Below are 18,820 nucleotides of genomic sequence, written 5' to 3' on the forward strand. Positions count from 1 at the left end.
CCTGCTGGTCCTCGCCCCGCTGGCCCTCGCCGAGCCGCTGGCGACCCTGGCCGACGCCGGCGCGCTGAGCGCGCGCGTCGCGGCCGCACGGCGCCGTCTCGACACACTGCTCGACCAGCCTCCGGCGATCGTCGAGGCCGCCGATCCCGAGCCCGTCACCGACACCACCGTCGTGCTCGACCACCCGGCGGTCACCCGCGGAGGCACGACCGTGCTCGCCGACGTCGACCTGACGCTGAAGCCGGGCCAGACCCTCGTCGTGCGCGGCCCGAGCGGCTCCGGCAAGTCCACCCTCGCGGCGCTGCTGATGCGCTTCCTCGATCCGACCGACCCGGCCACGGGCCACGTCCGGCTCGGGGACACCGACCTCACCGCGGCGGCCGCGGACGACGTACGCGCCCTGGTGGGCCTGGTCGACGACGACCCCCACGTCTTCGCCAGCACCGTCGCCGAGAACGTCCGCTTCGCCCGCCCCGGCGCGAGCGACGCGGAGGTGGCGGCGGCGCTCGCCGACGCGCATCTCGGACCGTGGCTCCAGGCGCTGCCGGACGGGCTGGCGACCCGGCTGGGCGATGGCTACGCGCAGGTCAGCGGCGGGGAGCGCGCCCGCGTCGCGATCGCGCGCAGCCTGCTCGCCGACCAGCGGGTCCTGGTCCTGGACGAGCCGACCGCCCATCTGGACGCCGCGACGGCCGACGAGCTGGTCGGCGAGGTGCTCTCGGGGTCCGAGCGCAGCGTGGTCTGGATCGGTCACGACGGGTTCCCGGGCGCCGACGTCACCGTCGACCTGGGGTAACCGGCCCCCGACGCCCGCGCCGAGGACCCCGTGCAGCTCCCCGGTGACGGAGTGCGGCTCGCCGGAGCGGTGCCTCCGGTCGGAGGGCATCACGTCGGGACGACCACCACGACCTTGCCCCTCGCGCTGCCCGACTCGGCCCGGCGGTGCGCCTCGACGACGTCGTCGAGGGTGAGCACCGGCCCGACCGCGGGGCGCAGCGACCCGAGGCGCACCGCCGACGCCAGGAAGACCGCCATCCGTCGTACGACGGCGGGATCGAGGGTGTGCTCGAAGCCCCGATAGCGGTGGATCGTGACCGGGGCGAACGGCATCGGCGCCGGCCGGGGATCGAGGAAGCCCGCGGCGACGAGGGTCGCCCCGGGCCGGACCGCCGCCAGCAGCTCCGCCTGCCGCGGGCCGGTGACGAGGTCGAGCACGATGTCCGCGCCCACACCGCGGGTGTGGTCGAGGACGGCCGCCGGAACGTCGTCGGTGTCGGTGACGATGACCGCGGCGGCACCCGCCCCGAGCAGCTCCTCCCTCGCCGCGCCGCTCCGGGTCAGGGCGATGGGGACGGCGCCCAGGTGGTCGGCGACCTGGATCGCGGCACGACCGACGGAGCCGGAGGCGGCGTTGACCAGCACCGTGTCCCCGGGCCGCATCCCCGCCTTCTCGACCAGGGCGCCGTACGCCGTGGAGAACCCCACCCAGATCGCGGCCGCCTCCGTGACCCCGAGCCCGGAGGGCCGGGGGATCAGCCTGCCGGCCGGGACCGTGACGTGCTCGGCGTAGCTGCCGTTCACCGTCGCGTCCGGGATCGCCGTGATGATTACCGGGCTGCCGACCTCCGGACCCGGGACGCCGGCGCCGAGCGCGTCGACGACGCCCGTCGCCTCGACGCCGAGCCGGGCTCCGGGCAGCGGGACCGGCGCGGGCGAGGCGCCCGCCCGCATCATCAGGTCGAGGGGGTTGACGGCGAACGCCTCGATCCGCACCCGCACCTCCCCGGCGGCGGGCGCGGGGACCGGTGCGTCGACGACGTGCAGGACGTCGGGGCCGCCGAACTCGTCGAAGGTGACCATGCGTGTCATGGCGACGACGCTAGGAGGCCGAGAGGTACCTCTTGGTACCTTCGACGGCATGCAGAACGCGGCCGGACCATCCTTCCTGGCGGACTGCCCCACGCGGCTGACGACGGAGATCCTCGCCGACAAGTGGGCCGCGCTCGTCCTCTTCGGCCTCAGTCAGCGGCCTCGCCGGCACGGCGAGCTGGTCGACCTGATCGGCGGCGTCTCGCGCAAGGTGCTGACCGAGACGCTCCGCCGGCTGCAGGACTACGGCCTGGTGGAGCGCCGTGCCGAGAGTGCGCGACAGGTCGAGTACGACCTGACCGATCTCGGGCGGACGCTGATCGGGCCGATCGAGACGCTCACCGACTGGGCGCGCGAGCACGGCGGAGCCGTCGCGGACTTCCAGGAGTCCGCCGATCGGGTCGCGGAATCGGCAGCCCACGAGATCGCCTGAGGATTCCGGGGATACCGCTCGGCCACCGTGGCGGTGTGCGATTCTTGGCGCGATGATCACCGTCTTCCTGCTTGACGACCACGCGATCGTGCGTGACGGGCTGCGCACCCTCCTCGAGGCATCGGGTGAGATCGAGGTGGTCGGCGAGGCCGGCACCGCCGCCGAGGCGCTCCGGCTGATCCCCGTGCTGCGCCCTCAGGTCGCCGTCCTGGACAACCGCGTCCCGGACGGGTCGGGGATCGAGGTCTGTCGCGACATCCGTGCGGCCGATCCCGAGATCCGGGCGCTCATCCTGACGTCGTACGACGACGACGAGGCGCTCTTCAGCGCGATCATGGCCGGAGCGTCGGGCTACGTCCTCAAGGAGATCGGCACCGCCGACCTCGTCTCGGCGATCACGTCCGTGGCGTCGGGGCTCTCCCTCATCGACGTGTCGCTCGCGCAGCGGGTGCTCGACCGGGTCCGCAACGGGCCGGCGGTCGCCCCCGAGCTCGAGGCGCTGACCGAGCAGGAGCGCCGGCTGCTGGAGCTGGTCACGGAGGGGCTCACCAACCGGCAGATCGGCGAGCGGATGTTCCTCGCCGAGAAGACGGTCAAGAACTACGTGTCGGTGATGCTCGGCAAGCTGGGCCTGGAGCGGCGCACCCAGGCCGCCGCGCTCGCGCACCGCCTGCTCACCAAGGGCTGACCGGCTGATCGCCGACGGGGTCAGCGGGGGAGCGGGGCGCGCCAGAGCAGCTCCGTGCCGCCGGTCTCGCGGGTGCCGAGCTCGAAGGTGCCACCGAGCTGCTCGGCCCGGCGCCGGAGGTTGCGCAGGCCCGACAGGGGCGCGCCGGGCGTCAGGCCGGTGCCGTCGTCGACGATCCGGAACGTGACCTCGCCGGGGGCCACGTCGAGGTGCAGGTCGACGCTCGTGGCCCGGGCGTGCCGCGAGATGTTGGCCAGGCCCTCGCGCATCACCGCGACGAGCTGCTCGCGGATCCGGCCCGGCACAGCCGTGTCGACCGGGCCGCTCGTGGTGAGGGTCGGGTGGAAGCCGAGGGCGGGCACGGACTCGCGCAGCACCTCGCGCAGCTCCTTGCGCAGCGAGCTGCCGCCACGATGCTGCAGCTCGAAGATGGTGCCGCGGATGTCGCGGATCGTCTGGTCGAGCGCCTCCACGGCGCCGCCGATCTCCGCCCCCACCCCGGGGGCCTTGATCGCCAGGCCCTGGAGCTTCAGGCCGGTCGCGAAGAGTCGCTGGATGACGACGTCGTGCAGATCCCGCGCGATCCGCTCGCGATCGGAGAGGACCGCCAGGTGCTCGCGGTCGGCGACCGCCTGCGCCCGCTCGATGCCGACGCCGGCGGCGACCGCGAGGGTGCGGGCGAGGGCGACGTCGGCCTCGGTGAAGCCGCCCGGCTTCTCGGTGAGGTAGAGGTTGCCGAAGATCCGGCCGCCGATCCGGACGGGGACGCCGAGGAAGGTCTTCATCGGCGGGTGGCCGGCGGGGAAGCCGTACGACGCCGGGTGGGCCTGCAGGTCCTGGAGCCGGAGCGGCTCGGGGTGGCGGATCAGCAGGCCGAGGATGCCGTGGCCGCTGGGGAGATGGCCGATCCGCTCCTGGACCTCCGGGTCGATCCCGTGGGTGATGAAGTCGTCGAGGACGCCGCCCGTCCCGATCACGCCCATCGCGCCGTACCGCGCGTGGGTGAGCTCGGCGGCCGAGCGGACGATGCGGGACAGCACGCTGCGCAGGTCCAGGTCGCTCGACATGGCGATCACCGCCTCCAGGAGCACCCGCGACGTCGTGTCGGCGGCCTCGAGGGTGGGCAGCGGCTCGCTCATCGAGCTCAGCCTAGAGCTGCGTGGGTGCGGTGGGTAGCGTGAAAGGGTGACGCTCTCCGCTTCCGCTCCGTCCATCTCCACCCTGGGCCAGCTGCGGTCCTCCGGGCACGTGGCCAAGCCGCTGCGCGCCGAGCTCCGCGACAACCTGCTCGCCCGGCTGGCCGCCGGGGAGGACCCGTGGCCCGGCCTGCACGGGCTCGAGGACACGGTGCTGCCGCAGTTCGAGCGCGCGCTCATCGCCGGCCACGACATCGTGCTGCTGGGCGAGCGCGGCCAGGGCAAGACCCGGCTGCTGCGGACGCTGGTCGGCCTGCTCGACGAGTGGACGCCGGTCATCGAGGGCTCGGAGCTGGGCGAGCACCCCTACGAGCCGATCACGCACGCCTCGATCCGGCGCGCCGCCGAGCTCGGCGACGACCTCCCGGTGGCGTGGCGCCACCGCAGTGAGCGGTACGCCGAGAAGCTGGCCACGCCGGACACGTCGGTGGCCGACCTGATCGGCGACGTCGACCCGATGAAGGTCGCCGAGGGCCGTTCGCTGGGCGACCCGGAGACGATCCACTTCGGCCTGATCCCGCGCAGCCACCGTGGCATCGTCGCGATCAACGAGCTGCCCGACCTCGCCGAGCGGATCCAGGTCGCCATGCTCAACGTGATGGAGGAGCGCGACATCCAGATCCGCGGCTACGTGCTGCGGCTGCCCCTCGACGTACTCGTGGTGGCCAGCGCCAACCCCGAGGACTACACCAACCGCGGCCGGATCATCACGCCGCTCAAGGACCGCTTCGGCGCCGAGATCCGGACGCACTACCCGCTGGAGCTGGCCGACGAGATCGCCGTGATCAGGCAGGAGGCCGACCTCGTCGCCGAGGTCCCGGACGTGCTCGTCGAGGTGCTCGCGCGGTTCACCCGCAACCTGCGCGCCTCCTCGGCCGTCGACCAGCGGTCGGGCGTCTCCGCGCGGTTCTCGATCGCCGGCGCCGAGACGATCGCCGCCGCCGCGCTGCGCCGCGGCACCGTGCACGGCGAGCCCGCCGTCGCCCGCCTCGTGGACGTGCAGACCGCGGTCGACGTGCTCGGCGGCAAGGTCGAGTTCGAGACCGGCGAGGAGGGCCGCGAGGCGGAGATCCTCACCCACCTGCTCCGCACCGCGATCGCCGAGACCGTCCGGAGCCGGCTCCGCGGGATCGACTTCGCGCTGCTCGTCGACGCGATCGAGTCGGGCGCGATGGTCACCACCGGCGACCACGTCACCGCCCGCTCCTTCCTCGAGGGGCTGCCCCGGCTGGGGGAGTCCGAGATCTACGACGAGGTCTGCGACCGGCTCGGCGCCGGCAACGACGGCGAGCGCGCCGGCGCCGTGGAGCTCGCGCTGGAGGGGCTCTACCTCGCCCGCCGGATCGGCAAGGACACCGACGGCCGTGACGTGGTCTATGGCTGAGCACCGATGACGACGTTCCTGCGGGTGCTGGTCAACACCGGCATCGCGAACATCACGACCAGCTACCTGTGGTGGTCGCTGATCTTCTGGGCCTACCTCGAGACCGGGTCGGTGCTGGCCAACGGCCTGATCGGCGGCGCCTACATGCTCCTCGTGGCGGCGTTCAGCATGCTGTTCGGGACGCTCGTCGATCGCCACCGCAAGCACCGGGTGATGGTGCTCTCGGCCGTCGTCACCACGGTCGCCTTCCTCCTGGCCGGCGTCCTCTTCTGGACAGTCGGCGAGGACCGGGTCAGCGACCTCAGCGGCCCGTGGTTCTGGCTCTTCAGCGCGATCCTGCTCGGCGGCGCGGTCCTGGAGAACATGCGCTCGGTCGCCCTCTCGACCACCGTGACGCTGCTCGTCCCCGAGGAGCGTCACGCCAACGCCAACGGCCTGGTCGGCACCGTCCAGGGCGTCGGCTTCCTCGTCACCAGCGTGCTCTCCGGCCTCTCCGTCGGACTGCTCGGCATGGGCTGGACGATCGCCATCGCCTTGGCGCTCACCGTGCTCACCTTCGTCGACCTGCTGCTCATCCGGATCCCCGAGGACGAGCCTGAGCGCAACCCGGCGGAGCGCGGCGCCGACCTCAAGGGCGGGCTCGCCGCCGTACGTGCCGCTCCCGGGCTGCTCGCGCTGCTGATCTTCTCGACCTTCAACAACCTCTTCGGCGGCGTCTACATGGCGCTGATGGACCCCTACGGCCTGACCCTCTTCTCGGTGGAGACCTGGGGCATCGTGCTCGCCGTCTGCTCGACCGGCTTCATCATCGGCGGGATGGCCGTCGCGAGGCTCGGCCTGGGCGAGCGCCCGCTGCGCACGATGCTGATCATCGTCGTCGTCACCGGAGTGATCGGCGCCGTCTTCACGCTGCGCGAGTGGTGGTGGCTCTTCGCCCTCGGCTGCTGGGCGTGGATGCTGCTCATGCCCGTCATCGAGGCCGCCGAGCAGACCGTCATCCAGCGGGTCGTGCCGTTCGCCACCCAGGGCCGGGTCTTCGGCTTCGCGACGATGTGCGAGGCGGGCGCCACGCCGATCACCGCCTTCCTGGCAGCGCCCCTGGCGGAGTTCGCCCTGATCCCCTACCTCAACTCCGACTCCGGCCGCGACACCTGGCAGTGGCTGCTCGGCACCGGCGAGGTCCGCGGCATCGGCCTTGCCTTCCTCCTCACCGGGCTCGGCACGGTCGCCCTGGCCGTCGCCGCCTTCCGCAGTCGCGCCTACGGCCAGCTCAGCAGGCAGTACGCCGATGTCCGTCCGATCATCGACGCTCCCGGGGTGGTGGCCTGATGCGCTATCAGAAGTACGACGGCGGCGACCCGCTCGCCCCGCCCGTCGATCTCGCCGAGGCGCTGGAGGCGATCGGTGAGGACGTCATGGCCGGCTACTCGCCCGAGCGCGCCATGCGGGAGTTCCTGCGCCGCGGCGGCCGCGACCAGGCGGGCCTCGACGACCTCGCCCGCCGCGTCGCCGAGCGGCGGCGGGAGCTGCTCGACCGGCACCACCTCGACGGCACCCTGCGGGAGGTGCGCGAGCTGCTCGATCGTGCCGTGCTGGAGGAGCGCAAGCAGCTCGCCCGGGACGCGATGATGGACGACGCGGACCGGGCGTTCCGGGAGATGCAGCTGACCAACGCCTGGCCCGAGTCCGGAGGCCAGAGCCCGGCGGCGGCGGTCACCGAGCTGGCGTCGTACGACTGGCAGTCACGGGAGGCCCGCGAGGCCTACGAGCAGATCAAGGACCTGCTGGGCAGGGAGATTCTCGACCAGCGCTTCGCCGGCATGAAGCGGGCGCTCGAGGGAGCCACCGACGAGGACCGGGCGGCGATCAACGAGATGCTCTCCGACCTCAACGAGCTGCTCGAGAAGCGCGCTCGCGGAGAGGACACGGACGAGGACTTCGCGGAGTTCATGGCCAAGCACGGATCGCAGTTTCCCGAGGATCCGCAGACGCTGGACGAGCTGCTCGACTCGCTCGCCGCCCGGGCCGCGGCCGCGCAGCGGATGCTCAACTCGATGACGGCCGAGCAGCGGGCCGAGCTGATGGAGCTCTCCGCGGCCGCGTTCGGGTCACCGGCGCTGATGGACCAGCTCGCCCGGCTCGACGGCAACCTCCAGTCGCTGCGGCCCGGCGAGGACTGGTACGGCTCCGAGCAGTTCGGCGGCTCCGGCGGCGAGGGCCTCGGGCTCGGCGACGGCACCGGCGTCCTGCAGGACCTCGGCGAGCTCGACCGGCTCGCCGAGCAGCTCTCCCAGTCCTACGGCGGCGCCCGGATGGACGACATCGACCTGGACGCCCTGGCCCGCCAGCTCGGCGAGTCGGCCGCCGTCGACGCGCGCACCCTGCGCGACCTCGAGCGTGCGCTGCGCGAGTCCGGCCAGCTCGAGCGCGGCTCCGACGGGGACCTGCGGCTCACGCCCAAGGCGATGCGCCAGCTCGGCAAGGCGCTGCTCAAGGACGTCGCGCAGAAGCTCACCGGACGTCAGGGATCGCGCGACACCCGCCGTGCCGGCGCCACCGGCGACCTCACCGGCTCCACCCGGGCGTGGGAGTTCGGCGACACCGAGCCGTGGGACCTGCCGCGGACCCTCCTCAACGCCACCCGCCGAATGGGGCCTCCGTCCCCGCGAGTGGGGCCTCCCGGCGGGTCGAGTGGGGGCTTGCGCCTCCAGCTCGAGGACATCGAGGTCCAGGAGACCGAGGACCGCACCCAGGCGGCCGTCGCGCTGCTGGTCGACACCTCGTTCTCGATGGCGATGGACGGGCGCTGGGTGCCGATGAAGCGCACCGCGCTCGCGCTGCACACCCTCATCCGGAGCCGCTTCCGCGGCGACGACCTCCAGCTGATCGCCTTCGGCCGCGCCGCCCGCGTCATGGAGATCGAGGAGCTGACCGCGCTGGACGCCCGGTGGGACAAGGGCACCAACCTGCATCACGGCCTGCTGCTGGCCAACCGTCACTTCCGCAAGCACCCGAACGCCCAGCCGGTCCTCCTCATCGTCACCGACGGGGAGCCGACGTCGCATCTCGAGGCGGACGGCGAGGTCTCGTTCGCCTACCCGCCGCAGCAGCGCACGATCGCCCTCACCGTGCGCGAGCTCGACAACGCCCGCCGGATCGGCGCGCAGGCGACCTTCTTCCGGCTCGGGGAGGATCCCGGGCTCGCGCGCTTCGTCGAGCAGATGGCGCGCCGCGTCGACGGCTCGGTAGTCGCCCCCGAGCTCGACGACCTCGGCGCCGCCGTGGTCGGCTCCTACCTCGGCCGTCGCTCGGGCAGCTCCGGGACGTCGTACGACGGCGGCGGGCTGGGCTGGGGCGGCCGCGGCTGGTGGGCTGGATAATCCTCGGGTGCCCGACGTCAGCCCCACCCTGCTGGCGCTGCTCGGCCTCGCGGCACTCGCGGCGGGCTACGTCGACGCGGTCGTCGGCGGCGGCGGGCTGATCCAGCTCCCGGCCCTGCTCGTGGCGTTCCCCGCCCTGGCGCCGGTGCACCTGCTGGCGACCAACAAGCTCTCCTCCCTCTGCGGCACCACTGCGGCGGCCGTCACCTTCACCCGCACCGTCCGCCCCGATCCGCGGACCGCGCTCACCTTCATGGCCTGTGCCTTCGGAGGCTCGGCCGCCGGGTCGGCGGTGGCGAGCCACGTGCCCCGCGCGGTCTTCGACCCGATCATCCTCGTCGTGCTGATCGGCGTGGGCGGATGGGTCGTGCTGCGGCCGGCGCTCGGGGTCCACACCGCGCTGCGCTGGCACGGCGCCGCGGAGCTGGTGGCGCTCGGCGTCGTCGGCGCGGCGATCGGGTTCTACGACGGGTCGATCGGGCCGGGCACCGGATCGTTCCTCACCATCGCGCTGGTCGGCCTGGTCGGCTACTCCTTCCTCGAGGCCACCGCCCGCGCCAAGCTCGCCAACTGGGCGACCAACCTCGCGTCGCTGGTCGTCTTCGTCCCGCAGGGCGTCGTGATGTGGCGGCTCGGCATCGTGATGGGGCTGTGCAACCTCGTCGGCGGCTGGCTCGGCGCCCGGACGGCGCTGCGCGTCGGCACCGGGCTCGTCCGGGCCTTCTTCATCGTCGTCGTGGCGGCCTTCGCGGTCCGGATCGCGTGGGGGCTCGTCTCCTAGGCCCCTACGGCGCGGTCCAGCCGAGGCCCATGTGGTCCCTCACCACCCGGTGCTGGAAGTCCCACCAGGTGCCGTCCGGCGCGCCGTCGTACGACGGCTCGCTCCAGTGCTCGCCCGCGACGTGCTCGAAGCTCACGGGGAACCCGGCGTCCTCGAGCTGGTCGATCTCGGCCTGGACCTCGGCCAGCGGATAGGTCTCGTCCTGGTCGTGGGCGAGGTGGTAGACGGGCAGCCGCCACGCCGCCTGCGCGGCCACCGCCGCGGACGTGCCGTTGTCGCGGAAGGGCGCGGTGTTCATCGCGAGCAGTCCGGCGAAGAGGTCGGCGTGGAGGAAGGCCGTGCGGTAGGCCAGGTCGCCGCCCGAGGAGTAGCCGCCGATCACGATCCGCTTCGGGTCCACGGGGAAGTGCGCGATCGCGCTCCGTACGGCGGCCACGACCCGGTCGGGCCCGGTGTCCATGTCCCAGCAGCCGCCCTCGGCGCCGTCGGGCAGCAGGGCGATGTAGTGCTCGCTCCAGTAGTCCGCCGCGCCCCACGCGTCGCCGTGGTCGCCGCCGCAGCCGTGCAGCCAGATCAGCACCGCCGCCGGCGCGCTGCCGAGGTCGGAGGGGATGTAGGTCCAGTAGGTGCCGGTCGCGTCGGTGTAGCTGGCCTCGTCGTCGGTCGCCAGGGAGAGCGGCGCGCAGAGCGGCGTCCCGCACAGGCCCGCCGCCGTCGCCGCCACGCTCACCCGGCCGAGCACGCGGCAGTTGTTCCCCTCACGCCGCTCCCGGACCAGGTGGCCGGGGTCGGCGCACGCCTCGACCGTCCACGTGCCGGCCGCGAGCCCGGTCGTGGTCGCGCTCAGCCCGACCCGGCGGGTCCGGCCGTTGGCCAGCGCCGGCAGGCGGACGCCGGCGAGCGCCCGCGTGACGGTCCCGGACCGGGCGACCAGCGCGACCGCCGTACGCCGTGCGCGGGCGCCTCGCGACGAGCGGACGTTCCGGACCGCGACGGTGGCGGTCAGCCGGTCGCCCGACCGCTGCACGGACCCACCGGCGACGGTGAGGTCGGCCCGGTGAGCCGGTCGCGCCGACGCCGGCGCCGACTGCCCGGCGACGAGCACGACCGCGGCCGTGACCGCCCCGAGCAGCATCCTCATGACGTCATGATCCGTCATGACTCGCCTCGGCGCGAGGCCTGCTCCTATCCTGCACGGGTGCTGGGCGTCACCGATCTGCGGACCTATCTGATCGGGACGATCGTCGTGATCCTGCTGCCCGGCCCGAACTCGCTCTATGTCCTGTCCGTCGCGGCCCGCGCCGGCGTACGCCGTGCCTATCGCGCCGCCGCGGGCGTCTGGGTCGGGGACACCGTCATCATGACCCTGTCGGCCTGCGGCGTCGCGTCGCTGATCGAGGCCAACCCCGTCGTCTTCGACGTCGTGAAGTACGCCGGCGCCGGCTACCTCGCCTGGCTCGCGATCGGCATGGTGCGTGCCTCGATCGGCCTGTGGCGGGGCCGCCGGACCGTGGCGGCCGTCGCCGACGGCGAGGTCGAGGTCTCGCCGGCCGCGTTGGAGCGTCCCTTCCGCCGCGCGCTGTTGATCAGCCTGCTCAACCCGAAGGCGATCCTCTTCTTCGTCGCGTTCTTCGTGCAGTTCGTCGACCCCGGCTACGACAAGCCGTGGCTGTCGTTCGTGCTGCTCGGCACGATCGCCCAGGTCTGCTCGATCACCTATCTCACGGTGCTGATCTTCGGCGGCGACCGCCTCGCCGCCGCCTTCCGCCGCCGGCGGCGCCTGAGTGCCGCGGCGACGTCCGGCGTCGGCGCGATCTTCCTCGGCTTCGCCGTCAAGCTCTCACTCGCCAGCGTCCACTGACCCGACGGGCTCAGGCGGTGCGCTCCAGCGCGGGGTCCAGCTCGGCGTACCGCCCGAACCACGGCCGCGCCTCCTCGAGCTGGGCGGCGACGCGGAGCAGCAGGGCGTCGGAGGCGAGGGGCCCGACCAGCTGGACGCCCAGCGGCAGCCCGGCGGCGGTCCAGTGCAACGGCACCGAGACGGCGGGCCGGCCCGTGAGGTTGGCGAGCTGCGTGTACGGCACCCAGCCGAGGTTGTCGCTGATCAGCTGGTCGAGGACGCCGGTGGCGTTGAGCAGCCGGCCCGCGTGGACCTTGGCGATGATCCGCGAGGCCGCCTGGAGCGGCTTCGGCGTCGCGATCGACCCGACCTCCAGCGGTGGCTTGGCCAGGGTGGGAGTGAGGAAGAGGTCGTAGCGCTCGTGGAAGCCCGCCAGGGCCCGGATGTGCGTGTGCACGTGGTCGAGCGCCGCGAAGAGCGCACCGACCCCGGCGGCGCGGCCGATCTCGGCGACCGCGAGCGTGTCGGCCTCGAAGGCGCTGTCGGGCGCCTTGAGCCGGCGCTTGATCTCGCTGACCTGCCCGTGCAGCTGGGCGAACCAGATCGTCAGGAAGTCCCGTGCGAGCGCCCCGTCGTCGTACGGCGGCGCGACCTCCTCGACGTGGTGCCCGAGCTCGGTGAGCAGGGCGGCCGCGCCCTCGACGGCGGCGACCGCCTCGGGGTCCGGATGCGGGTTGATCGCCGAGGAGCTGGAGTAGCCGATCCGCAGTCCGGCGGGCCGCTCGTCGAGCGTCGCCAGGAACGAGTCCGGCCGCCGGGTCACCGAGGACGCGTAGCCGTCCGGTGCCCCCGCCACCGCGTCGAGCAGTCCCGCGCTGTCCCGGACCGTCCGCGACACCACGCCCTGCGTGACCATCCCGAACATCGACTCCCCGTGCTGCGGCCCGTACGACGTCCAGCCCCTGCTCAGCTTGAGCCCGACCAGTCCGTTGCAGGCCGCCGGGATCCGGATGGAGCCGCCGCCGTCGTTGGCCCCGGCCGCCGGGACGATGCCCGCGGCGACCGCCGCCCCCGACCCGCCGGACGACCCGCCCGGCGTGTGGCCGAGGCGCCACGGGTTGTGCGCCGTGCCCAGCAGTGAGTCCTCGGTGATGCCCTTCGCGCCGAACTCCGGGGTGTTGGTCTTCCCGAAGACCACCACGCCCGCGTCGAGCAGCCGCTGGGTGATCAGCGCGTGCTCGTCGGCGACGTCGTCCGCGAGGGAGCGGGAGCCGTCGGTGGTGGCGAACCCGGCGTACTCCTGCGCGAGGTCCTTGACCAGGAACGGCACACCCGCGAACGGTCCGGAGAGCGGACCGGCCGCACGCTCGTCGGCGACCTCGTCCAGCGTGGCGACGATCGCGTTGAGTCGCGGGTTCACCTGCGCCGCGCGTTGTCGGGCGAGCGCCAGCAGCTCGGTCGCGCTCACCTCGCCGTCGGCCACCAGCCCGGCCAGGGTCGTCGCGTCGGAGGTGAGGTAGTCGGCGAGCTCCACCGTCGCAGCGTAACGGCGTGCCCGGCCGCGCGGTCGACGAATGCCGCCTTCCGGTACGCCGCGCCTCAGGCGGTGGTGACGCGGCCGAGGAAGTCGGCGAGATTGCGTCGCAGCCGCTCGATGCGCTCCTCGGTGGTGAGGGTCTCGCGGACGGTGGTCGCGAACGTCGCCATCGCCCGGAGTTGGCCGACTGGTGCTGGAGCAGCCAGGCCCACCCAACGACCGGGCGACGCTCGACCGCTAGACGAGCGGACCGCTCCTGCCGAACACCCCGTCCTGCGGTAACCAACCCGCGCATATCAGTCTGACCGCGCGTCGCCAACGACCCGCTCACCACGTCGCCGGGTGGTGAGCAGCTCTGCCGAACTCGTCGGGGTCAGGACCGAGACTTGGCGAGGGCTTGGAGGCTGGGCAGGTCAGTGGTGGTCTGGAATCCTTCACCGTCCCCGGTTCGTTGGTAGGTGCCAGCCTTGTTGAGGGTGAAGCGTCCGTAGACCGAGCTGACTTCCATGTAGTCGCCCTCGCGTCCCGGGTTGGGGTCGTTCGTCAGGACGAGCACGACACTGTCGCCGACCAGGGGATGTGCTGCGCCTTCGAACTGCACATCGACGAAACCTTTCGGGTCGAGGGTCGGCTCGACCGTCGGATCCTTCTGCTTGAGCTCGGCGATCACCTCGGACGCAGGCAGATACCCGCCGTCCTCATGGACCTTGATGGTCTGCGCGGTCTTCCCGTAGAGGTTTCGGGACACGTTGACGGTCAGGATCGTGCTCGCGATGCCCTCGGCAGACTCGTAAGAGACATCCGTGATTGTCCCGGTGACGATCGCGTTGGCTGCGGGAGAGGTCAGCAGGTCGGCGATCTTCGGGTAGTACTGCTTGAGGGACGCGTCCACGTGTGACGTCGCGACGATCCGGCCCGGTGCGCCGGAGGTCTGCGAGATGGCTGCCGAGGCGTCGGGGGCATCGGCCGCGACGGGTCCGTCGCCGTCGCTGCCGGACAGTTGGGAGGAACCGATCGCGACCGCTGCCGCGAGTACTCCTGCCCCGGTTCCCGCAGCGATGAGATTGCGGCGCCTGCGGCCGCGTACCGCCTGCTCGACGGAACTCGTCGGGGCCGGCCCCGGGACGATCATGTCGGCCTCGCGGCTGAGCTGTTCCTTGAGGGAATCCTCGTTCATTGTCCGTTTCTCCTTCGAACGGTGCCAGACCACGGAATGCGGCGCAGTGCGGTCACTTGTGCGTTCTTCGTCAGGTGTTGGCTGACTCGAGCAGCTGCTCAAGTGCGTGCAGAGCCCGTGACTTGCGGCTTTTGATAGTTCCGATCGGGATGTCGAGAACTCGTGCGATCTCTCCATCGGGAAGGTCGAGGTAGAAGGCGTAGACGACGACCTCTCTCTGATGCATGGGCAGCGTCATCAGCGCCGCGCGAACCGGTGCCCCTTCGGACGGGAGACTGTCTTCTCCTCGGCTCGGACGGCCGGATAACTCCGGCATCGCGTGAGGATCCACGCTGACTTCTTTCGCGTCACGGCTGCGCCCGAGCTCCCGCCGCAGAGCTCGGAATGCGTAGGCGTCCGGCCGATCCGCCAGGCGACCGATCTTGCGCCAGTGCCGATAGCAGGCCATCAGAACCGTTTGGGCAGCGTCCTCAGCGGCGTGGGGCTTGTTGCCCATCAGGACACCCGCTCGGACGAGTCTCGGCCATGCCTGGTCGGCAAAGCGGCTGAACTCGGCGTGCAGGGCCGCCGTCGTTCCCTTCACGAGAGGTAAGAGGGGTGGCGGGGGTCGAAAGGTTCCATAGCTTGGTCCCGGATCGATCAACCTCCTTCGTCCAAGGCGGCCTCCTCGCCGTTGCCCTCGGCTGATCAGGTGGAGACTTCGACGACGGCGGCTCCGGCGGCGCGCCTGACCGCCTCGATGTCCTTCTTGGCCGCGGACAGTGTGCCGCGAGCCTCCCCGGTGGCGATGACCTGGCCGTTGCGGGACTTGAGGCGGAAGCGGAACGTGCCGGCCCTCTCCTCGTAGATCTCGAACGTGCCGCCGTCATCCGCGGCCGGGCCCGTCGTCGGCTCTGGCCCGAGCGCCGAGAAGCGCGCGATCTTCTCCTCGCGCGTCAACTCCGGGTCGGCGATCCAGTCGGCCATGAGGCCCATCATAGGCGGCCCGCCGGCCTCGATGTCAGAGCCAGTACGCCGTGATGAGCTCCCACGATGTCGCCCTTTCGCCGTCGTATTCGGGCCGTGGAGTGAGAGCTGCGAAGAACTCTTCTCCACCGGACAGTCGAATCAGGGCGACCCAGCGCGGCCCGTGCCGAGGGTCGTCGTCGAAGGCCACGGGGATTCGAGCCGGCCATGGGATCAGCTCGCGTACGTCGTCCTCGCTCAGATGGTGCTTGCCGGCGAGCTTGGCCAACGCCCCCGGCTTGAGATGTAGGTCGATGATCGAGATGGCCACGGCGCCATCATGCCGGGAGATGTGCCTGTCCCTGGGACACCCGAGTTGCCACTACAGCGCTCGCGGCTCGTCTTCCTCGGAACCGCCCATCCCACCGTCGGCCATGGCGCAGAGCACCTTGACGTAGAGCCTGTCCGACCCGGTTCCTGCGCCATTCGCTCAAGCCCTCACGAAGACGATGGTCTGCGAGCCGAGTGTGTCATCGACCTCCGACAGGCATCAGCGCCTCGCCGGCGATCCAGGCCATCAGGCGGGGAAGGCGATGCCCGTGGAGGCGTGGCAGCGGTAGCCGTTGGGCACCCGGTCGAGGTACTGCTGGTGCAGCGGCTCGGCGAAGTAGAACGTCGGGGCCGGCAGGACCTCGGTGGTGATCGGGTCGAAGCCGCGACGGGCGAGCTCCTCGCCGTACACCTTCGTCAGGCGCTCGGCGGCCTCGGCCTGCTCCGGCGTCGTGTAGTAGATCGCCGAGCGGTACTGCGTGCCGACGTCGTTGCCCTGGCGCATGCCCTGGGTCGGGTCGTGCACCTCGAAGAACGTCTTCACGAGGTCGTCGTAGGAGATGACGGCCGGGTCGAAGACGATCCGCACGGCCTCGGTGTGGTTGGTCCGGCCCGTGCACACCTCCTCGTACGACGGGTGCGGGGTCGTGCCGCCCTGGTAGCCGACCGCGGTGGAGTAGACACCGGGCTTCGCCCAGTAGATCTCCTCCGCGCCCCAGAAGCAGCCGAGGCCGAAGTAGGCCACCTCGAGGCCGGCCGGGGTGGCGCCGTCGCCGGGCGTCGCGTCCAGCGGGGTGCCGAGCACGCGGTGGCGGGCGGGCAGGGCGAAGCTCGCCTCGTCGCGACCGGCAAGGGTGGCGTCGGTGGGGAAGAGACGGGTCGGGCGACCGAACATGAGGACCTCCGAGTGGTTGCCGAGCGGATGCTGACGCCTGTGTAACACGCCGAGCCTCGGCGTCGTTCCCACGAGGGGCGTAGACTTCCCCGATCCGCAAGACGAAGCAGGAGCGACTGACCCATGACGCAGCAGATCGACAACCCTCACGCCGAGGTCGTGTGGCTGAGCAAGTCGGCCTACGACCGGCTCACCGCGAAGCTCGAGGACATGAAGGGTCCCCAGCGCGAGAAGATCGTCGCTGAGATCAGCGCTGCCCGCGACGAGGGCGACCTCAAGGAGAACGGCGGCTACCACGCCGCCCGCGAGGCGCAGGGCCGGCTCGAGGGCGAGATCCTGCAGCTCGAGGCGATGCTCCGCCAGGTCGACACCAGCGAGCCCACCGACAACGGCGTGGTCGGCCCCGGCACCGTCGTCACCTTCAAGTTCGAGGGCGATGACGACGACGAGGCCGAGACCCGCCTGATCGCCTCCATCGAGATGACCGAGTACGCCGACGGCCTGGAGATCAGCTCCCCGCAGTCGCCCGTCGGCGGCGCGCTCATCGGCGCGTCCGCCGGCGACGTCGTCACCTTCGAGGGCCCGCGGGGCCCGCTCAAGGTCGAAGTCCTCAAGGTCGCCCGCTTCGCGGGCTGACCAGGCGCCTGGCGCAGCGCCGGCGTTGTCGTCGTAGGCCGCGAGTCGTGGGTTGCCGTGGGCGCCGCAGGCGCCCGGCACGCGATCCGCTCAGCGCGGGTCGTTCTGGCCGTGCGCGGTGCAGCCGACCGACTCCAGCGACGTCGCGCGCCGCTCGGTGCGGACGGTGATCTCGTTGGACCCGTCGACCGGGGTGAACGGCAGCTCGCCCACGGTCGTGTGGTCCTCGGCCGTCGCCCGCAGCAGGCACGACGGGTCGGTCGCGCCCTCGTCGAGGTGCACCGTCACCGTCGCGCTGACCGTGTGCTCGTCGACCACCTCCCACTGCGAGAGGCTGGACGTCACGGCGGGGTTGACCTTGATCGCGATCACCCACACCAGCCAGGCGGCCAGCCCGACCAGGAGCACCGCGCCGATCGCGAGGAACACCGCTCCCCATCGCGACGGACGGGCACGGTAGCGCTCGCGCAGGGTCTGATCGCTCACCCCGCGATCCTCCCACCTACGCCGCCACTAAACTGAATCCCATGCCCGAGCACCCCCGCGCCTCGCAGTGGAAGGGCCTGCGGCTCATGCACGTGCACGCCCACCCCGACGACGAGTCCAGCAAGGGCGCCGCGTCGACGGCGATGTACGCCGACCACGGCGTGGACGTCCACGTCGTCACCTGCACCGGCGGGGAGCGCGGCTCGATCCTCAACCCGAGGATGGACCGGCCCGGAATCCTCGAGAACATCCACGAGATCCGCCGCCAGGAGATGGAGCGCGCCCGCGACATCCTCGGCGTGACGCAGGACTGGCTCGGCTTCGTGGACTCCGGCTGGCCCGAGCCCGACGAGGAGGGCAACAAGCCGCCGCTCCCCGAGGGCTGCTTCGGCCTCGTGCCCGTCGAGGAGGCGGCCGTCCCGCTGGTCACGCTGATCCGCGACTTCCGGCCGCACGTGATGACGACGTACGACGAGAACGGCGGCTATCCCCACCCGGACCACATCGCGTGCCACGTCGTCTCGGTCGCCGCCTTCGAGAGGGCCGCCGATCCGGCGTACCGCCCCGATCTGGGCGAGGCGTGGCAGGTCAGCAAGCTCTACTACCACCACGGCTTCAGCCGTCCGAAGGCCGTCGCCATGCACGAGGCGATGCTCGCGCACGGGCTGGAGTCGCACTGGGGCGAGCGGCTGGAGAAGTGGAGCCGCGACGAGGCGTGGGACGAGCGCGTCACCACCAAGGTGCCGTGCGCGGACTACTTCGGCGTGCGCGACCAGGCCCTGCTCGCCCACGCCACCCAGATCGACCCGGACAGCTTCTGGTTCGCGATGCCGCGCGAGATCGAGAAGGAGGTCTGGCCGACCGAGGACTTCGAGCTCGTGACCAGCTTCGTCGACAGCCACCCCACCCATGACCAGCCGGAGGACGACCTGTTCGCCGGCATCGCCGCCGACCCCGGATCGGATCTCTGATGCACCACCTCGTCCTTCTCGCCGGCGATGCCGCGACCTCCGCGCTCCGTCTCGCCGACCCCGTCCCCGAGGCGAAGGACGTCAAGGCCGGCTGGACGGCCTTCGCGATCTTCCTGCTCCTCCTCGCCGCCGTCGTGGTGCTCGCCTTCTCGATGGCCAAGCAGTTCCGCAAGGCTCAGCGCAGCCGGGAGGCGGGGATCCTGCCGACCCAGCACGACCGCGACGCACGGGGCAACCGGGTGCGGAACTCCGGCGACGCCTGAGTCGTTCGC

General features: G+C 71.9%; 21 protein-coding genes. 11 read left to right on the top strand and 10 right to left on the bottom strand.

Annotated features, from left to right (window positions below; genetic code table 11):
• On the top strand, window positions 1-796 hold a 796-nt coding region (locus tag QM572_RS01575), incomplete at its 5' end, for an ATP-binding cassette domain-containing protein (RefSeq protein ID WP_415089316.1).
• A gap of 89 nt (window positions 797-885) precedes the next feature.
• On the opposite strand, the gene QM572_RS01580 is transcribed toward QM572_RS01575, so the two are convergent.
• Window positions 886-1,869 (bottom strand): zinc-dependent alcohol dehydrogenase family protein, encoded by a 984-nt coding sequence (locus QM572_RS01580; RefSeq protein ID WP_415089318.1) that lies wholly within the window; start codon window positions 1,867-1,869, stop codon window positions 886-888.
• A 49-nt stretch (window positions 1,870-1,918) separates the two neighbouring features.
• On the opposite strand from QM572_RS01580, the gene QM572_RS01585 reads away from it, so the two are divergent.
• The gene (locus tag QM572_RS01585) at window positions 1,919-2,302 is read left to right on the top strand and encodes a winged helix-turn-helix transcriptional regulator (RefSeq protein ID WP_415089320.1); all 384 of its coding nucleotides are present in this window, start codon (window positions 1,919-1,921) and stop codon (window positions 2,300-2,302) included.
• Between the two features lie 52 nt (window positions 2,303-2,354).
• On the top strand, window positions 2,355-2,990 hold the full coding sequence (locus tag QM572_RS01590; RefSeq protein ID WP_415089322.1) for a response regulator: 636 nt from the start codon (window positions 2,355-2,357) through the stop codon (window positions 2,988-2,990).
• Window positions 2,991-3,010: 20 nt separating this feature from the next.
• On the opposite strand, the gene QM572_RS01595 is transcribed toward QM572_RS01590, so the two are convergent.
• Window positions 3,011-4,129, bottom strand: coding sequence for a GAF domain-containing protein (locus QM572_RS01595; protein ID WP_415089324.1), 1,119 nt, complete (start codon window positions 4,127-4,129; stop codon window positions 3,011-3,013).
• 46 nt (window positions 4,130-4,175) lie between these two features.
• On the opposite strand from QM572_RS01595, the gene QM572_RS01600 reads away from it, so the two are divergent.
• From QM572_RS01600 to QM572_RS01615, 4 genes are read left to right on the top strand one after another with little or no spacing between them, the layout of a single operon-like run.
• The gene (locus QM572_RS01600) at window positions 4,176-5,570 is read left to right on the top strand and encodes a magnesium chelatase (RefSeq protein ID WP_415089326.1); all 1,395 of its coding nucleotides are present in this window, start codon (window positions 4,176-4,178) and stop codon (window positions 5,568-5,570) included.
• Window positions 5,571-5,576: 6 nt separating this feature from the next.
• A complete protein-coding gene (locus tag QM572_RS01605) occupies window positions 5,577-6,899 on the top strand; it encodes an MFS transporter (protein WP_415089328.1) in 1,323 nt (440 codons plus the stop codon).
• Complete coding sequence (locus QM572_RS01610; protein ID WP_415089331.1) at window positions 6,899-8,950, top strand: vWA domain-containing protein; 2,052 nt, start codon at window positions 6,899-6,901, stop codon at window positions 8,948-8,950. The genes QM572_RS01605 and QM572_RS01610 overlap by 1 nt, the downstream gene beginning before the upstream one ends.
• A 7-nt stretch (window positions 8,951-8,957) precedes the next feature.
• Window positions 8,958-9,731, top strand: coding sequence for a TSUP family transporter (locus tag QM572_RS01615; RefSeq protein WP_415089333.1), 774 nt, complete (start codon window positions 8,958-8,960; stop codon window positions 9,729-9,731).
• 4 nt (window positions 9,732-9,735) lie between these two features.
• On the opposite strand, the gene QM572_RS01620 is transcribed toward QM572_RS01615, so the two are convergent.
• Window positions 9,736-10,872, bottom strand: a complete 1,137-nt coding sequence (locus QM572_RS01620; protein ID WP_415089335.1) for a CARDB domain-containing protein — start codon at window positions 10,870-10,872, stop codon at window positions 9,736-9,738.
• Between the two features lie 57 nt (window positions 10,873-10,929).
• Here QM572_RS01620 and leuE point away from each other — a divergent pair, with 57 nt between their 5' ends.
• The gene (gene leuE, locus QM572_RS01625; protein WP_415089337.1) at window positions 10,930-11,592 is read left to right on the top strand and encodes a leucine efflux protein LeuE; all 663 of its coding nucleotides are present in this window, start codon (window positions 10,930-10,932) and stop codon (window positions 11,590-11,592) included.
• A 10-nt stretch (window positions 11,593-11,602) separates the two neighbouring features.
• Here the strand turns inward: leuE and QM572_RS01630 are convergent, their stop codons facing one another.
• The 6 genes from QM572_RS01630 to msrA all read right to left on the bottom strand — a co-directional run bounded on the left by QM572_RS01630 (window position 11,603) and on the right by msrA (window position 16,455).
• The gene (locus tag QM572_RS01630; RefSeq protein WP_415089339.1) at window positions 11,603-13,105 is read right to left on the bottom strand and encodes an amidase; all 1,503 of its coding nucleotides are present in this window, start codon (window positions 13,103-13,105) and stop codon (window positions 11,603-11,605) included.
• Between the two features lie 376 nt (window positions 13,106-13,481).
• Window positions 13,482-14,285 (bottom strand): hypothetical protein, encoded by an 804-nt coding sequence (locus tag QM572_RS01635; RefSeq protein ID WP_415089341.1) that lies wholly within the window; start codon window positions 14,283-14,285, stop codon window positions 13,482-13,484.
• A 70-nt stretch (window positions 14,286-14,355) separates the two neighbouring features.
• Window positions 14,356-14,781, bottom strand: a complete 426-nt coding sequence (locus tag QM572_RS01640; RefSeq protein WP_415089343.1) for a sigma factor-like helix-turn-helix DNA-binding protein — start codon at window positions 14,779-14,781, stop codon at window positions 14,356-14,358.
• Window positions 14,782-14,972: 191 nt separating this feature from the next.
• A complete protein-coding gene (locus QM572_RS01645) occupies window positions 14,973-15,251 on the bottom strand; it encodes a YegP family protein (RefSeq protein WP_415089345.1) in 279 nt (92 codons plus the stop codon).
• Window positions 15,252-15,285: 34 nt separating this feature from the next.
• The gene (locus QM572_RS01650; RefSeq protein WP_415089347.1) at window positions 15,286-15,561 is read right to left on the bottom strand and encodes a hypothetical protein; all 276 of its coding nucleotides are present in this window, start codon (window positions 15,559-15,561) and stop codon (window positions 15,286-15,288) included.
• A gap of 246 nt (window positions 15,562-15,807) precedes the next feature.
• Window positions 15,808-16,455: a peptide-methionine (S)-S-oxide reductase MsrA gene (gene msrA, locus QM572_RS01655; protein WP_415089349.1), complete on the bottom strand. Its 648-nt coding sequence runs from the start codon at window positions 16,453-16,455 to the stop codon at window positions 15,808-15,810.
• Window positions 16,456-16,578: 123 nt separating this feature from the next.
• Here msrA and greA point away from each other — a divergent pair, with 123 nt between their 5' ends.
• Complete coding sequence (gene greA, locus QM572_RS01660) at window positions 16,579-17,091, top strand: transcription elongation factor GreA (protein ID WP_415089352.1); 513 nt, start codon at window positions 16,579-16,581, stop codon at window positions 17,089-17,091.
• A 90-nt stretch (window positions 17,092-17,181) separates the two neighbouring features.
• Here greA and QM572_RS01665 read toward each other — a convergent pair whose 3' ends face one another.
• Window positions 17,182-17,577 carry a DUF4307 domain-containing protein gene (locus tag QM572_RS01665; protein WP_415089354.1) on the bottom strand — a complete coding sequence of 132 codons (396 nt, stop codon included), beginning with the start codon at window positions 17,575-17,577 and terminating at the stop codon, window positions 17,182-17,184.
• 41 nt (window positions 17,578-17,618) lie between these two features.
• On the opposite strand from QM572_RS01665, the gene mca reads away from it, so the two are divergent.
• Both mca and QM572_RS01675 read left to right on the top strand, forming a co-directional pair.
• A complete protein-coding gene (gene mca, locus QM572_RS01670) occupies window positions 17,619-18,548 on the top strand; it encodes a mycothiol conjugate amidase Mca (protein ID WP_415089356.1) in 930 nt (309 codons plus the stop codon).
• Window positions 18,548-18,811, top strand: a complete 264-nt coding sequence (locus QM572_RS01675; protein ID WP_415089358.1) for a hypothetical protein — start codon at window positions 18,548-18,550, stop codon at window positions 18,809-18,811. The genes mca and QM572_RS01675 overlap by 1 nt, the downstream gene beginning before the upstream one ends.
• Window positions 18,812-18,820 lie beyond the last annotated feature (9 nt).

The sequence above is a fragment of the Nocardioides sp. genome (genome assembly GCF_047607365.1).
Lineage (GTDB): Bacteria > Actinomycetota > Actinomycetes > Propionibacteriales > Nocardioidaceae > Nocardioides.